This is a genomic window from Actinoplanes sp. G11-F43 (assembly GCF_050589265.1).
Classification (GTDB): Bacteria; Actinomycetota; Actinomycetes; order Mycobacteriales; family Micromonosporaceae; genus Actinoplanes.
The window spans coordinates 39,370-54,537 of the sequence record NZ_JBNZCE010000009.1 but is presented as its reverse complement, the minus strand read 5'-3'; the positions used below and the strand labels follow the sequence as shown (position 1 = coordinate 54,537).

Sequence of the window (15,168 nt, the reverse complement as noted above, 5' to 3'; positions counted from 1 at the left end):
TCACGGTCGGAATCGGCCATGAGACCGCGGGACGGATGTTACGGTCATCGGGCGGAAGGGGGCGTTTTGCAACCTGTATCCCGACGACGAGCACTTCTGCTGGGGCTGACCTGCGTGGCCGGGTCGCTGACCGCCTGTGCGGGGCAGAACCCGGTGGCCGACAGCACCGCCGGCGACGACCGGACCCGCCTGCTCTACTGGCCCGGCGGGCTGAGCACCGGCGTGCTGAACGCGGCCACCACCCAGTTCGCCGACCGCACCGACCTGCGCCCGGAGTTGATCGACGGCATCTACCGGGACCGGCTCCTGGAGATCCTCGGCGCCGGCACCGACATCCCCGGCATCGTCGGCATCAGGGGTGAGGAGATCGCCTCCCTGGTGCCCCGCGCCGACCTCTTCGTCGACCTGCACAGCCTGGGCGTGGACCGGCTGATGGGCGATTACGTGCCGTGGAAGTGGCAGCAGGCGGCCTCGCCGGACAACCGGCAGATCGGCTTCCCGATCGACACCGGCCCGACCGCCACGTTCTACCGCGCCGACCTGTTCAAGAAGGCCGGCCTGCCCAGCGAGCCGGGCCGGATGGCCGCGGCGGTGCGCACCTGGAAGGACTACATCGCCAGCGGTGTCGAGCTGGTCAAGGAGCTGCCCAAGGTCAAGCTGGTCCGCAACGGCACCGAGCTCTACACGATCGTGCTCTGGCAGGGCACCCAGCGCTACATCGACGAGACCAACCACTTCATCGGCGGCGAGGCGCACATCCGGGCCGCCTGGGACCTGAGCGTCGAGCTGATCCGCAAGGACCTGGCCGCCGGCATCACCGCCGAGGACGGCGAGGGCTGGGGTGAGGCGCTGGCCGAGGGCACCATCGCCACCGCGCTGGGTGCCGCCTGGCTGGGTTACGACCTGAAGAGCCTGGCGCCGAAGACGTCCGGGAAGTGGCGGGTGGCCGCCGGGCCGGCGATCGGCGCCAACTACGGCGGCTCGTTCCTGGCCATCCCGGAGGGCAGCGCCGACCCGCAGCTGTCCTTCGACGTCATCAAGTGGATCCTGACGCCGGAGAACCAGGCCAAGGCGTTCGCCGACGCCGCGCTGTTCCCGGCCGCGACCGCCGCGTTCGAGATGCCCGCGCTGCAGGAGCCGGACCCGTTCTTCGGCGGCCAGCGGACCGTTGACGTCTTCGCCGAGTCGGCCCGCAAGGCACACCGGGTGTACGAGGCGCCGGCCGATGCCAAGATCCACGACGCGTACGTGAAGCAACTGGCCCAGGTCGAGGACGGCACCAAGAGCGAGACGCAGGCCTGGACCGACGCGGTCGCCGAGGGCCGCTCGATCGGCGACTCCCTGGGCGTCAACTGAAGCGTGCCGCACAGCGGTGCGTTCCGCACCGCAAGGCGGCACACAAACCGCAACCCACACCCGCGTGCCGCGCGGCGGCGCGGAACGCACCGCAACGCGGCACGCGAACCGCGAACCGCAACCGCGTGCCGCGCGGCGGTGCGTGGGGGCGCTGTCAGCGGGCGTCGTCCATCGGGCGCAGGTGGTCGTCGACGTCGGCCAGGATCCGGTCGGCGGCGTCCCGGAACCACGCGGCCCGGTTCTCCGGGTTCTGCTGGCGGGCCACGATCAGCGCCACGTTGCCCCGGTCCACCACGATGCCGGGCACCGGCAGCCAGCCGACCGGCAGCTCGCCGTGGTCCTTCGCGGTCCGCGCCTGGATCGCCCCGGCCAGCAGGCCCTGCAGGTACGGCTCGCTGGAGACCAGCACCATCGCACCGCGCCCGGTGGCGGCCAGCGCGGTGGCCGCGGTACCGACCCCGCCGTCGACCCGGTCGTCGTCCGGATCGTCCAGCAGGGCCAGGCTGTGCGCGTCGGCCCCGCCCACCCCGACGAAGGCGAGCGCGCCCGGATTGGCCGCCTGCAATGTCCGCCAGGCCTCCATGTTGGCGACCGGATCCTGCTTGGTGTCGAACGGCCCGAGCACGGTCACCTCCGGCCGCAGCCGCCGTACCGCCTCCCGGACGCCGGTGGCGCGCTCGTCGAGCACGGTCACTCCGGGGAACGGCGACCCGAGGATCACCATGCCGGTGGCGCCGGCCGGGATGTGCCCGGCCACCGCCCGGCCCAGCTGCTCGCCGATCTCCAGGTTGTCGTTGCCGACGTAGAGCGGCACCCGGGAGCCCGGAGCCGGGATCGAGTTGAGTTCGACCACCGGGGTGCCGGCCGCGGCGGCCCGTTCCAGCGAGTCGGCGAACAGTTCCGGGGCGAAGGTGAACAGCGTGACCGACCCGTACCGGCCCTCCACGAAGTCCTGGAAGACCCGCAGCTGGGCGGCGCTGTCGACGATCTCCGGCCCGGTCGTGCCCCAGCCGATGCCGGGGACCCGCCGGACGCCCGCCTCGAATCCGGCGGTCAGCTCGTGCACGAAGTCGACCTGCCGGCCGGCGACGATCAGCACGGCCGGGTCGGGTGGCGGCTGGGGCTCGCCGGTGCACGCCGACAGCACCAGCGTCACGGCGCACGCGGCGGAGACGACCCTCACCCGCTCCTCATCGGCCACGCCCGGCGATGGCTGAGTCTCATCAGTCGGGCGGCCCGGTCGATAGGGATTCGGGAGGTGCCATGCGGGACTGGTTACGGCGGCGGGTGGTCGCCCGCGGCGCGGTCGCGGCCCTCACCGTGGGCCTGGCGTTGCTCGCCGCGATGGCCGTGGTCAGCAGCCGGTCCGCGCAGCAGGCCGCCGACATCGCGGCCGGCACCCAGCAGACGGCCCAGCAGTGGAACGAGATCTACCTCAAGATCAGCATGGAGTACGAGCTGCTGGAGGACTATCTCGCCGCCCCCGAGCACGGTGACCGGCAGCCGCTGCTGTCGTCGATCGGCTCCGCCGAACCCAACCTGCGCTGGCTGCTGGCCAACGGCGATCAGGCCGAGTCGCGGCAGGTGTTGGCGCTGCAGAACGCGTACGGCGGGTACACGTACACGCTGAGGAATCTGATCGACGCGGCCTCGGCCGAACAGCGCGACGACACGATCAAGTACGCGAGACAGGCCGCTCTGAGCGCCTCCGGCCTGCGCCGTCAGGCGTCGGTGAACGTGGCCCGCAACAACCTGGAGATCGCGGTGGTGCTGCGCGAGGCCAAGCAGCGCAACGCCAAGCAGCTGATCGCGGTCGGGGTGCTGTCGGCGGCCGACCTGATGCTGCTCATCCTCTGCGGGCTGGTGCTGCTGACGTACCAGAAGCGCACCGAACGTCAGGCCGCCGACAACGACTACCGGGCCTCCCACGACGGGCTGACCGGGCTGGCCAACCGGCGGCTGCTCGGCGAGCGGGTGACCCGGGCGATCGAGGACGCCGACCGGGACGGCGGCGGGGTGGGTCTGCTGCTGCTGGACCTGAACCGGTTCAAGGAGGTCAACGACACCCTCGGGCACCATTCCGGCGACCTGCTGCTGATCGAGGTGGCCCGGCGGCTGAGCGCGGCCACCCGGCCCACCGACCTGGTGGCCCGGCTGGGTGGCGACGAGTTCGCGATCCTGCTGCCGCACGTGGAGGGGATCGCCGACGCCCGCGCGGTGGCGCAGCGGGTGCTGGCCGAGTTGTGCGGGCCGGCCGAGCTGGGCGGGCTCACCGTGGACATCAGCGGCAGCATCGGCTACTCGCACCACCCGTCGCTGAGCACCGGCGGTGAGGAGTTGCTGCAGCACGCCGACGTGGCGATGTACCACGCCAAACGCAACCATCTGGGGGTCGCCGGGTACGAGCCGGAGAACGACAAGCACAGCTTCGAACAGCTCACCCTGCTCGCCGACCTGCGCTACGGCATCGAACGGGGTGAGCTGGAGCTGCACTATCAGCCGAAGATCCGGACGGGTGACCGTTCCGTGGCCGGGATGGAGGCCCTGGTCCGGTGGCGGCATCCGACCCGTGGTCTGCTCGGCCCGCACCTGTTCGTGCCGGAGGCCGAGCAGAGCGATCTGATGCTGTCGCTGACCGGGGCGGTCCTGGACATGGCGTTGCGCCAGCAGCGGGAGTGGCGCGACGCCGGCCGGCATGTTCCGGTGGCGGTCAATGTGGGCGCCGCCTGCCTGCGTGACACCGGGTTCCCGGGCCGGGTCGAGGAGTTGCTGCGGCGGCACGGCGCGACGGCCCGGCACCTGACCCTGGAGATCACCGAGACGTTCCTGATCAGCGATCCGGAGGGTGCGGCCGCCGCGCTGGCGGTGCTGCGGGACAAGGGTGTACGGGTCTCCATCGACGACTTCGGCGTGGGTTACTCGTCGATGAGTTATCTGCAGTCGATGCCGCTGGACGAGCTGAAGATCGACCGGAAGTTCACCACCGAGATCCTCACCACCGAGCGGGGCCGGGCCATCGTCCGGGCGATCGTCGACCTGGCGCACGCGCTGGACCTGACCGTGGTGGTGGAGGGCGTGGAGGACGAGAACACCCTGACCGTGATCGGCGAGATGGGCTGTGAGCAGGCGCAGGGCTACCTGATGTGCCGCCCGCTGCCGCCGGAGGGCATCCCGTCCTGGATGGACTCGTGGAGCGTCCCGGCTCTGCGCTGAGCGCTACCCCTATCCTGGCGGGCATGGCAGCGACACGGCGGTTGCGCCACGAGCAGGCCGAGGCCACCCGGCTGCGCATCCTGACGGTGGCCGAGCGGCTGTTCGCCGAGCAGGGTGTGTCGTCGGTGTCGAACCGGCAGGTCGGTGAGGCGGCCGGGCAGGGCAACAACACGGCTGTCGGCTATCACTTCGGGACCAAGAACGATCTGGTGCGCGCGATCGTCCAGCGGCACACCGCGGCGATGGACACGGTCCGGGACGACCTGCTGCGCCGGTTCGACGGCAGCGACCGGTTCCGGGACTGGGTGACCTGTGTGGTGCGCCCGTACACCGATCATCTGGCCGCGCTGGGTTCGCCGAGCTGGTACGCCCGGTTCGCCGCCCAGGTGATGACCGAGCCGCGGCTGCGGGAGCTGGCCGCCGCCGAGTATTCCGAGTCCTCCCTGCTGGTGACGATCAGTGAGCGGCTGCACGCCTGCCTGCCGGGTCTGCCGGCCACGGTGCGGGCCGAGCGGGACGACATGGCGCACACGCTGATCGTGCAGTGGTGCGCGCAGCGGGAGCGGAACGTGACGGACTGGAATCGGACGGCGACCGGCCTGATCGATGTGATCGAGGGGATCTACCTGGCCCCGACGATGATCCACGTCACCCGGTAACCCTTCTGTCCTGGTTGACGCATGGTGACCGGCACGCCGATTAAGTCAGTCACTTGACTTAAAAGGTACGCCTGGCTTAGCTCACTCCGATCAGGAACGAATCGCCCGCCAGACCCGAAGGACACACATGTCCCCCACCGAGGCACCGAAGCCCCCACGCCGCCGCACTCCGGGCGACGTCGCGACGATCCGTGCGAAGTACTGTGCCGAACGGGAGCGCCGGATCCGCCCGGACGGCACCGGACAGTACCGGCGGGCGGCCGGGGAGTTCGGCTACTACGCCAAGGACCCGTACACGCCGGTCGCCGAACGGGCACCCCGCACCGACCGGGTCGAGGCGGTCGTCGTCGGCGGCGGGTTCGGCGGCCTGCTCACCGGGGCCCGGCTGCGGCAGGCCGGGATCCGGGACATCCGGATGATCGACGAGGCGGGCGACTTCGGCGGCACGTGGTACTGGAACCGCTACCCCGGCATCCACTGCGACATCGAGTCGACTGTCTACATGCCGCTGCTGGAAGAGGTCGGCTACGTGCCGAAGTGGCGGTACGCCCCGGGCGAGGAGATCCGCCGGCACGCGGTGGCGATCGCCGAGAAGTTCGAACTGTACGCCGACACCATGTTCCACACCCGGGTCACCGAACTGCGCTGGGACGACGACGCGAGCGAGTGGACCGTACACACTGATCGGGGTGATGTCTTCCAGGCTCGCTATGCGATCGTCTCGTCGGGCACCCTCACCCAGCCGAAACTCCCCGGCATCCCGGGCATCGAGGAGTTCCGCGGGCACACCTTCCACACCAGCCGCTGGGACTACGAGTACACCGGCCCCGACCTGTCCCGGCTGGCCGGCAGGAAGGTGGGTGTGGTCGGCACCGGCGCCACCGGCATCCAGGTGATCCCGCACGTGGCCGAGGCCGCCGAGCGGCTGTACGTCTTCCAGCGCACCCCGTCGTCGGTGGACGTGCGCGGCAACCGCCCGATCGACGAGTCCTTCGCCGCCGGTCTCACCCCGGGCTGGCAGCGGGAGCGGATGGAGAACTTCCTGACCGTCGTCACCGGCGGTTACGCCGCCACCGACCTGATCGACGACGGCTGGACCAGCACCGCCCGGCTGCAGCGCAACATGCTCACCGGCACCGTCGACACCTCGCTCTCCGACGAGGAGCGCGAATACCTGGACGAGCTGGCCGATCTGCGCAAGATGGACGAGATCCGGGACCGGGTCGCGTCGATCCTGGAGGACCCGGAGACGGCGGCGAAACTGCAGCCCTGGTACCGCTACATGTGCAAGCGCCCCGCCTTCAGCGACTTCTACCTGCCGACCTTCAACCGGGACAACGTGACCCTGGTCGACACCGCGGACCACGGCGGCATCACCCGGATGACCCCGTCCGGAGTCGTCGTCGGGGACGAGGAGTACGAGGTGGACTGCGTCGTCTTCGCCACCGGCTTCGAGGTCGGCGTCTCCGGGGTCGTCTCCGGCACCCTTCCCGTGTACGGCCGCGACGGGCTACCCCTGCTCGGCCACTGGCGCAACGGGCCGCGCACCCTGCACGGCTTCTACAGCCACGGCTTCCCCAACCTGTTCCACCTCGGCTCGCTGCAGAACGCCGCCTCGGTCAACTTCACGCACGTGCTCCAGGAGCAGGCCGGGCACATCGCCGCGGTGGTGGCCGAGGCCGCCAAGCGGGGCGCCCGCCGGATCGAGCCGACCGCTGAGGCCGAACAGGCGTGGGCGGAGGTGATCCGGGCGAGCGCCCCCGACAACTACGCGTTCCAGGCCGAGTGCACCCCCGGTTACTACAACGGCGAGGGCAGACCACGGCCGGTCAACAACGCGTACGGCCCGGGCCCGGTCGCCTTCCACGCCCTGCTCCAGCACTGGCGCGACAACGGTGGCATGGACGAGGTGCTGCACTCATAGTCAAACCCAGAGTCAAACCGCGTGCCGCAGAACGGCGCGATCCACACCGTTTCGCGGCACACACTCGACCGCCGAAGACCGCGTGCCGCGGAACGGCGCGATCCACACCGTTTCGCGGCACACACTCGACCGCCGAAGACCGCGTGCCGCGGAACGGCGCGATCCGCGCCGTTGCGCGGCACGCGAATCGAGGGGCCGTACCGGGGCGAGCACCCCGTACGACAGTTCTGTGAAGTTTGTTGACGATTGTTGCATCGAGGGTTGAGAATCCCTGCGAGAGCGCTCTCACGATCCATCCCCCGCCTCCCCCGACGTGGGCGATCAGCCGTGCGCGAAAGGACCTCTCGATGCCACGTTCCCTCATCCAGGCGTTAGCCGTCGGCGCCGCCACCCTCACCGCGGTAGCCCTCACCCCGCTCGCCGCCCAGGCCGCGCCGAACCCGGCAACCGCCCAGGCCGCGCCGAACCCGCTCGCCGCCCAGGTCCCGCCGAAACCGCTGCCGGCGCCCGCCGATCTCGGTCTCGCCCCCGGCATGGCCGAGGCGATGAAACGCGACCTCAAGCTCGACGACGCCGGCATCCGGCAGCGCCTGGCCGTGGAGGCGGCCGCCCCGGTGGTCGAGCAGCGGCTGCGGGCCCGGCTCGGCGACCGGTTCGGCGGCGCCTGGATCGCCGACGGCGCGACCCGTCTCACCGTGGCGGTGACCAGCGAGAAGGAGGCCGCGACGGTACGCGCCGAGGGCGCCGTCCCGACGATCGTGAAACGTGGCGAGAAAACCCTGGACGCGGCCCGGGCCAAGCTGGACCGCAACGCGGAACGGGCGCCGGACACCGTACGCGGCTGGCATGTCGACCCGGCCACCAACAGCGTCGTCGTCACGGTCCAGCCGGGCGCCGAGACACAGGCCCGTGAGTTCGCCGAGGCCAGCGGGGCGGGCGCGGTCACCGTGCGGACCTCCGCGGAACAGCCCCGCACCATGTACGACATCCGCGGCGGCGACCAGTACGTCATCAACGGCAACACGCTCTGCTCGGTCGGCTTCTCGGTGGCCGGCGGTTTCGTCACGGCCGGGCACTGCGGCGGCACCGGCAGCCCCACCCTCGGCTACAACAATGTGGCACAGGGGACGTTCGCCGGCTCCAGCTTCCCCGGCAACGACTACGGCTGGGTTCGTACCAACGGCAACTGGGTTTCCCAACCCTGGGTGAACAACTACTCGGGTGGCAACGTGACGGTCGCCGGTTCGCAGGAGGCGGCGATCGGCAGCTCGATCTGCCGGTCCGGGCGCACCACCGGCTGGCGGTGCGGCACACTGCTCGGCAAGAACGAGACGATCAACTACGCGCAGGGTTCGGTGTCCGGGCTGTCCCGCAGCAACGCGTGCGCGCAGGGCGGCGACTCGGGCGGCTCGTGGGTCACCGGCAACCAGGCGCAGGGTGTCACCTCGGGCGGCACCGGCAACTGCACGACCGGCGGCACGATGTGGTTCCAGCCGGTCAACGAGATCCTTCAGGTGTACGGGCTGTCGCTGACCACGACCGGTGGTGGCGGCAGCGGTTCGGCGCTGGTCAGCAACTGGAACAACAAGTGCGTCGACGTGCCGAGCAGCAACTTCTCCGACGGCGTTCAGGTGCAGATGTGGAACTGCAACGGCTCCGGAGCGCAGCGCTGGGAGGCCACCGGCGGCACGTTGAGGACCGGCAACAACAAGTGCCTGGACGTGGCGTGGGGTTCGACCGCGAACGGCGCCGCGATCCAGATCGCGAACTGTTCCGGCAATGCCGCCCAGCAGTGGGTGCTCAGCGCCGCCGGTGACCTGGTCAATCCGCAGGCCAACAAGTGCATCGACATCGGCGGCTGGAACGGCAACGACGGCGCCAAACTCAACCTGTGGGAATGCCTCGGCGGCCTGAACCAGAAATGGCGCCGCGGCTGATCCGGATGGGCGCGAATCCACTCCGGGTTCGCGCCCGCCTCCCGGTCCGTTCTTCCCACCCACAACCCTTTGCCGGTACGCCACACGGCCCCACGAAAATCGATTCGCCCCGTGTCGTCCCCGCGACGCGGGCGGCACCCCGGACCGCCCGGCGACCGCCGGGCGAATGCGGTGGTCACCGAGGTGTCGCGGTCCGCCAGTCCTCGGTGCCGCAGCCCACCTCATAAGACCACCACCCATTCGTCACACCGTCCGCGAGCAACTGCTGGATCGCCCCGAAATCGGCATCGGCGGGCACATCGAAGGCGACGAGCGGCAATTCGGAACTGAACACCTCACCACCCAGTCCGAACCGGGCGAACTCCGCGTGCACCGCCGCCGCGTTCGGCCCCAGCGGCCCGGACGGCACCGGCAGCACCCGGATCACACAGCGCCCGGACGGCCGTACCCGCTCCACCGACCACCGTTTGCCGTCCCCAGACCTTGATCGCGTCGCCGTCCGGCAGTCCACGCACGTCGGAAGAAGCCGCCATACCGATCATCATCGCGCACCGCCCCTGTCCCGGCACGCATCGAACCCGAAGGGGCCACACAGAACCTAAGGGGTCAGCTGAGGTCGATGGCCCACTTGGCGTGTTCGGTGGATTCCTCGGCGGGTGGGCCGCCCGGGTTCTCGGTGGCCAGGGCCTGGTTGAGGGTGACGAACTCGCGCATCCGCTGCTCGTAGCGGGCGAACCCGGACCGGTGGTCGCCCCTTTCCGCGGCCAGGGACTCGGCCAGCACGTAGGCGCCGACCAGGGCCAGGCTGGTGCCCTGGCCGGACAGCGGTGACGGGCAGTAGCCGGCATCGCCGAGCAGGGTGACCCGGCCCGCCGACCAGGTGTCCATCCGCACCTGGGCCATCGCGTCGAAGTAGAAGTCGCCGGCCTGCCACATCGCCTCGACCAGCCGGGGCGTCTCCCAGCCGATCCCGGCGACCCGCTCCTCGATCAGCCTACGTTGGGCGTCCAGGTCACGCCGGTCGTAGTCGAGCGGCCCGGACTCGAATCCCATGGTCGCCCGGATCTCGGTGTTGTCCCGCGCCGAGTACACGGCATAGCCGACCTGTTCCTGCTCCGCTCGCAGCCACACCTGCCAGCGGTCCAGGCCGAGGAAATTGGGTGCGGTGAAGACTCCCAGGTAGGAGCCGAGATGGTGCACGTACTCCCGCTCCGGGCCGAAGGCCAGCCGCCGCACCGTGGAGTGCAGCCCGTCCGCGCCGACCACCAGGTCGAACGTCTCCGGCCCGGTGTTCTCGAAGGTCACCCGGACACCGTCGGGCCGCTGATCGATCCCGGTCACCGTGTCGTCGAACAGGTAGCGGGTGTGTGCCCGGGTCGCCTCGTACAGCAGCCCGGCCAGGTCCTCCCGCAGGATCTCCACGTCGTCACTGTCGAGCCGGCCGCTGCTGAGCGCCACCTCGGTGGACCGCATGAGTTCGGTGCCGTCCCGGTCGACCATCGACATTCCACCCATCCGGGTACGTGCCCCGCGCACCGCCCCGGCCAGCCCCATCCGCTCGATCACGGTCAGGGCCACGCCTCGCACGTCGACGGCGTGCCCACCGGGCCGGATCGACGACGCCCGCTCCACGATCGTCGGCACGAACCCGTGCCGGTGCAGCCAGTACGCCAGGGCGGGCCCGCCGACACCGGCGCCGGAGATCAGCACAGTGGTCATGACATCCTCCTCGATACGCTGTACACATCAGCAACGTACGGCGTACACAATGGGCTTGATAAGGATTTTGAACGTCACTGAGCTAGCACAGAGGAGGGGTGAACTAGTACATGAGCGAAGATCCGCCCTACCTTCGGATCGCCGCCGACCTGCGCCGGCGCATCGACATCGGGGAGTTCCGGCCGGGCGATCGGCTGCCGTCCACCCGGGCGCTGGCCGTCGAATACGGCGTCGCCCTCGCCACCGCCGCGAAAGCCCTGACCGAATTGGGTCAGGCCGGGGTGATCCGCGCCCAGCCCCGGGTCGGCTCGGTGGTCGTCCCGAGGGCGAAGGCGCGCCCGGCCCCGGAACGCGAGCTGAACCGCAATCGCGTGGTCCGGGCCGCGATGGCGATCGCCGACGCCGAGGGCATCGAGGCGGTGTCGATGCGCGCGGTCGCCGCCCGGCTGGGGGTGTCGACGATGGCGTTGTACCGGCACGTGCCCGACAAGGATCGGCTGGTGCTGCTGATGGCCGACATGGCGTACAGCGAGGGTGACTACCCGGCGGTGCCGCCGGACGGCTGGCGGGCCCGGCTGGAGTTCGGCGCCCGCACCCTGTGGCGGCTCTACCAGCGGCATCCGTGGCTGGCCCACCTGGGCCCGCTCGCCCGCCCGCTGCCGCTGCCGAACCTGCTGCGCCACGGCGAGTGGATCATCGGTGCGCTGTCCGGCCTGGGCCTGCCCGCCGCCCGCATCCTGGACCTGCAGATCCTGCTGTACGCGCACGGTCAGGGCCTGGCCGTGCACCGGGAACGTGAGATCCGGGCCGAAGCCGAGACCGGCCTGAACGACGAACAGTGGGGCGACGCCCACCTGGACGATCTGCAGGACCTGGCCGCCTCCGGCGTCTACCCGAACTTCGCCGACATGCTGTCCGGCCTGGACGGCGGCTACGACTTCGACCTGGACGCCCTGTTCGAAACCGGTCTCCAAGCCCTGCTGGACGGCTTCGCACTCATCATCGACGGGCGTCCCGGCGCCGTGCCGTCTGGCGGTGGATCTTAGCCTCGGTGCCGCAGTCGGCCATCCGGCACCAGCGACGCGAACCGTTCTTGCTGGTGTCCAGGAACAGCCCGGCGCATCCCCGGGTGGAGGCGCACACTTTCACCCGCCCGGCCGGCCCGGTGGTGAGCAGATCAATCACGGACAGCACGGCCGGCCACCACACCTGGTCCAGGCTGTCGTCCGGCCAGTCCCATCCGAAGTGGCCTTCGCCGGGTCGCAGCCGGGCGGCGGCCATCGCGGCGGCGTACGCCCGCTGGATCAACGCCAGGTCGTCCTCATCCGGCGGCAGGTCACGGGTCATCCCGGCGAAGACGCGGTGGATCGCCTCCCGCACGGCGACCCCGGCGAGATGGGACCCACGCGCGGCGTCCGGTCGTTGCCCGGCGAGGGCGTCCAGGTCGCGCCGTTCCTCCGGGCCGATCCATTGGGCGTACGCGGCCCAGCGCACCATGTCGCGATAGCCGTGCAGGTGCTCTTCGGGCTCGTCCTGGGCTCGCCCGTTGACGGTGTTGGCGAAGTCGAGCCCCGGGTGTTCGCCGTAGAGCGCGGGAAAATCCGTCATTGCTTCCACCAAAACCCACTTAGAGGGTAGTACGCTTCCAGTAAAACGAGTTTAGCCCGCAACACGTGAGAGGACAGTGCCATGATCGAACTGCTCCTGCCGATGCTGCGCGACTCCATGCGCAAGGCCAGCCACTCCGCCATGCCGGACGCTCCGGTCATCCCCGATCCACCGCCCGGCCCCACCCGCCGCCGCACCGCCCGCCTGCTGCGCGCCACCGCCGACCGGCTGGACCGGCATGCTAGTTTGCAGCTGACCGCGACGCTGCCGTAGGAGGTGAGACCCATGACCGTTCGTTTCCGGGTGCTCCCTGTCCCGTCCTGGTCGGGCGACTGACGTAGTTGTCGCCGGGAGCGCACCGCACTCCCGAGAGGCAACACCCCATGTTCGACGTGATCATCGCCGGTTGCGGGCCGACCGGCGCCCTCCTCGCCGCCGAGCTGCGGCTGCACGACGTGTCCGTGCTGGTCCTGGAGCGGGAGCCCCGGCCCGCCACCGACACCCGCATCGTCGGCCTGCACATCCGCAGCCTGGAGATCCTGGCGATGCGCGGCCTGCTCGACCGGGTCCGCGCCGAGGGCCGGCAGCGCCCGCCCGGCGCCTACTTCGCCGCCATCGACAAACCCGCACCCGACAACCTGGATTCCCCATACGCCTACCTGCTCGGCATCCGGCAACCCACCCTGGTCCGGCTGCTGGAGGACCACGCGCTCGCCCGGGGCGCCGAGGTCCGGCGCGGCCAGCCGGTGACCGGCATCGATCAGGGCGACGACGCCGTGACGGTGACCCTGGCCGGCGGCCAGACACTGCGTACCCGCTACCTGGTCGGCTGCGACGGCGGGCGCAGCACCGTCCGCACCCTGCTCGGCATCGGCTTCACCGGCGAGCCGTCCCGCAACGAGACGTTGATCGCCGAGATGAAGGTGGCCGATCAGACCGCCCCGGTCCGCAGCGGACGGTTCAGTCTCGCACCGGTGGGCGACGGCGTGTTCCGGGCCATCATCCCGGCCCCCGGCCTCAGCGACCGCACGAAACCACCCACCATCGACGACGTACGGGCGGCCCTGCGCGCGGTGGCCGGCACCGATTTCGGCGCCCACTCCCCCCGCCACCTGTCCCGTTTCGGCGACGCCACCCGGCTGGCCGACACCTACCGGTCCGGCCGGGTCCTGCTGGCCGGCGACGCCGCGCACATCCACCCACCGATCGGCGGTCAGGGCCTCAACCTGGGTTTGCAGGACGCGTTCAACCTGGGCTGGAAACTGGCCGCCCAGATCCGGGGCTGGGCGCCACCGGCCCTGCTGGACACCTACCAGTCCGAACGCCGGCCGGTAGCGGCAGCCGTCCTGGATAACACCCGGGCCCAGACGGCCCTGCTGGCCGACGACCCGGGCGCGCGGGCCGCGCTCCGCCTGCTCACCGAGCTGATGGACATCGACGAGGTGAACCGTCATCTGCTGGCGAAGACCACCGCGATCGGCGTCCGCTACGACTGCGGCCCCGGCCCCACCCTGCGGGGCCGCCGCATGCCCGACGTGGACCTGCCGCAGGGCACCCTCTACGACCGCCTCCACCACGGCCGGGCCACCCTGCTGGACCGAACCGGCCACCTGACCACCGGCGCCTGGTCGGACCGCGTGGACTATCTGGTCGATCCCTCCGCCGCTGTGGACGCCCCGGCCGTCCTGATCCGCCCCGACGGCCACGCAGCCTGGCTCGGCACCGACCAACCGGACCTGAACACCCAGCTCATCCGCTGGTTCGGCGAGGCCCACTGACGGTGTGGTGAGTTCCGGGGCGCTTCGCGCCGGAACTCACCACACCCGAGGGCAGCCGCGCAGCCGGCCCTGGGCAGTGCCCGGAGATGGGGCCGGTTCGGCCGGCAACAAGCAGCCGCCCGGTTTCCGGATGGTCGAAGGCGTCGGCACACAGGACTCCCACCGCAGTCAGTCGGCCGCCTCGCCGTCGTCGTCCGTCTCGGCCGGGACAGTGGTTTCCGGCCGGCCCGGCAGGTCGGCCAGGCTGAGGTCGAACAGGGTCACCTCCAGCAGTTCGGGGGTGACCTCGGTGTGCACGCTCACGTCGGCGGCGGCCTGCCGCATCCAGTGGAGGTAGACCGCGTACCGGTAAGGGGTCCAGGCCGCCGGTCGGCCCTTGTGCAGGTAGCCGTAATCGTTGCCGGTCAGGTGGGCGACCCGGTAGGCGAGGCGCGCGTCCAGGATCAGCGCGCCGGGGACGGCGAAGTACAGGAACTTGGTGAAGAACGCCGGCCCGAAACCGGCGATCCGCGACCACCCCGGTGTGCCGCTGCTGGTCCGGTGGTCAAAATCCTGGCCCCCGTAGAGCTGTGCGTACGCGAATATCGGCCCCTGGCACAGGCCGATGTCCCGCACGACGTCGAGGGTGCCCGCCAGGTCGACGGCTCTGGCGACGATCTTGTCGTACCGGCTTCGGCCGTAACCGCGTCTGCCCATCCCGAACACGTAGCTGGCGGTGAACAGGTCGAGCGCGCCGCTGTGCGCGAGATCGAAGACGTCGCCACGGGTGATCGACTCACCCACCGAGATTTCGGGCCACTTGCCGGGATCGACGGCGATGGCGTGTGCCCGTACACCCGCCGGGCCCAGCTTCTCCAGCCGCCGCCGGCAGGCCTCCGCCACGAACGCGACCTGCTGCTCGTTCATCCGGCCGGCCAGCGCTTCGGCTCGGGCCGCCCGGCCGTCAGTGAGATCCATGACGGCCATGGTGCACG

General features: G+C 70.7%; 13 protein-coding genes. 8 read left to right on the top strand and 5 right to left on the bottom strand.

The genetic code is table 11. The features are described 5' to 3' along the window. Positions 1-66 precede the first annotated feature (66 nt). Positions 67-1,356 (top strand): ABC transporter substrate-binding protein, encoded by a 1,290-nt coding sequence (locus ACQ0O7_RS10325; RefSeq protein WP_430781679.1) that lies wholly within the window; start codon positions 67-69, stop codon positions 1,354-1,356. A gap of 154 nt (positions 1,357-1,510) precedes the next feature. On the opposite strand, the gene ACQ0O7_RS10320 is transcribed toward ACQ0O7_RS10325, so the two are convergent. Further along, positions 1,511-2,539 carry a sugar ABC transporter substrate-binding protein gene (locus ACQ0O7_RS10320; protein ID WP_430781678.1) on the bottom strand — a complete coding sequence of 343 codons (1,029 nt, stop codon included), beginning with the start codon at positions 2,537-2,539 and terminating at the stop codon, positions 1,511-1,513. A gap of 80 nt (positions 2,540-2,619) precedes the next feature. On the opposite strand from ACQ0O7_RS10320, the gene ACQ0O7_RS10315 reads away from it, so the two are divergent. From ACQ0O7_RS10315 to ACQ0O7_RS10300, 4 genes are all read left to right on the top strand, one after another. Further along, the gene (locus ACQ0O7_RS10315; RefSeq protein WP_430781677.1) at positions 2,620-4,569 is read left to right on the top strand and encodes a putative bifunctional diguanylate cyclase/phosphodiesterase; all 1,950 of its coding nucleotides are present in this window, start codon (positions 2,620-2,622) and stop codon (positions 4,567-4,569) included. Positions 4,570-4,592: 23 nt separating this feature from the next. Continuing rightward, positions 4,593-5,228 carry a TetR/AcrR family transcriptional regulator gene (locus tag ACQ0O7_RS10310; RefSeq protein WP_430781676.1) on the top strand — a complete coding sequence of 212 codons (636 nt, stop codon included), beginning with the start codon at positions 4,593-4,595 and terminating at the stop codon, positions 5,226-5,228. Between the two features lie 127 nt (positions 5,229-5,355). Then, positions 5,356-7,152, top strand: coding sequence for a flavin-containing monooxygenase (locus ACQ0O7_RS10305; RefSeq protein WP_430781675.1), 1,797 nt, complete (start codon positions 5,356-5,358; stop codon positions 7,150-7,152). Between the two features lie 347 nt (positions 7,153-7,499). Beyond that, positions 7,500-9,089: a ricin-type beta-trefoil lectin domain protein gene (locus ACQ0O7_RS10300; protein WP_430781674.1), complete on the top strand. Its 1,590-nt coding sequence runs from the start codon at positions 7,500-7,502 to the stop codon at positions 9,087-9,089. Positions 9,090-9,264: 175 nt separating this feature from the next. On the opposite strand, the gene ACQ0O7_RS10295 is transcribed toward ACQ0O7_RS10300, so the two are convergent. Both ACQ0O7_RS10295 and ACQ0O7_RS10290 read right to left on the bottom strand, forming a co-directional pair. Then, positions 9,265-9,600, bottom strand: a complete 336-nt coding sequence (locus ACQ0O7_RS10295; RefSeq protein ID WP_430781673.1) for a DUF4265 domain-containing protein — start codon at positions 9,598-9,600, stop codon at positions 9,265-9,267. Positions 9,601-9,695: 95 nt separating this feature from the next. Continuing rightward, positions 9,696-10,808, bottom strand: a complete 1,113-nt coding sequence (locus ACQ0O7_RS10290) for an FAD-dependent monooxygenase (protein ID WP_430781672.1) — start codon at positions 10,806-10,808, stop codon at positions 9,696-9,698. Positions 10,809-10,918: 110 nt separating this feature from the next. Here ACQ0O7_RS10290 and ACQ0O7_RS10285 point away from each other — a divergent pair, with 110 nt between their 5' ends. Beyond that, positions 10,919-11,854, top strand: coding sequence for a GntR family transcriptional regulator (locus ACQ0O7_RS10285; protein ID WP_430781671.1), 936 nt, complete (start codon positions 10,919-10,921; stop codon positions 11,852-11,854). On the opposite strand, the gene ACQ0O7_RS10280 is transcribed toward ACQ0O7_RS10285, so the two are convergent. Beyond that, complete coding sequence (locus ACQ0O7_RS10280) at positions 11,808-12,416, bottom strand: CGNR zinc finger domain-containing protein (protein ID WP_430781670.1); 609 nt, start codon at positions 12,414-12,416, stop codon at positions 11,808-11,810. The genes ACQ0O7_RS10285 and ACQ0O7_RS10280 overlap by 47 nt on opposite strands. Before the next feature lie 81 nt (positions 12,417-12,497). Here ACQ0O7_RS10280 and ACQ0O7_RS10275 point away from each other — a divergent pair, with 81 nt between their 5' ends. Together ACQ0O7_RS10275 and ACQ0O7_RS10270 are read left to right on the top strand one after the other, a co-directional pair. Beyond that, a complete protein-coding gene (locus tag ACQ0O7_RS10275) occupies positions 12,498-12,689 on the top strand; it encodes a hypothetical protein (RefSeq protein WP_430781669.1) in 192 nt (63 codons plus the stop codon). A gap of 110 nt (positions 12,690-12,799) precedes the next feature. Beyond that, entirely contained in the window at positions 12,800-14,194 is a 1,395-nt protein-coding gene (locus ACQ0O7_RS10270; RefSeq protein ID WP_430781668.1) for an FAD-dependent monooxygenase, read from the top strand. Between the two features lie 168 nt (positions 14,195-14,362). Here ACQ0O7_RS10270 and ACQ0O7_RS10265 read toward each other — a convergent pair whose 3' ends face one another. Then, positions 14,363-15,151, bottom strand: a complete 789-nt coding sequence (locus ACQ0O7_RS10265; RefSeq protein WP_430781667.1) for a hypothetical protein — start codon at positions 15,149-15,151, stop codon at positions 14,363-14,365. Between the last annotated feature and the right edge of the window lie 17 nt (positions 15,152-15,168).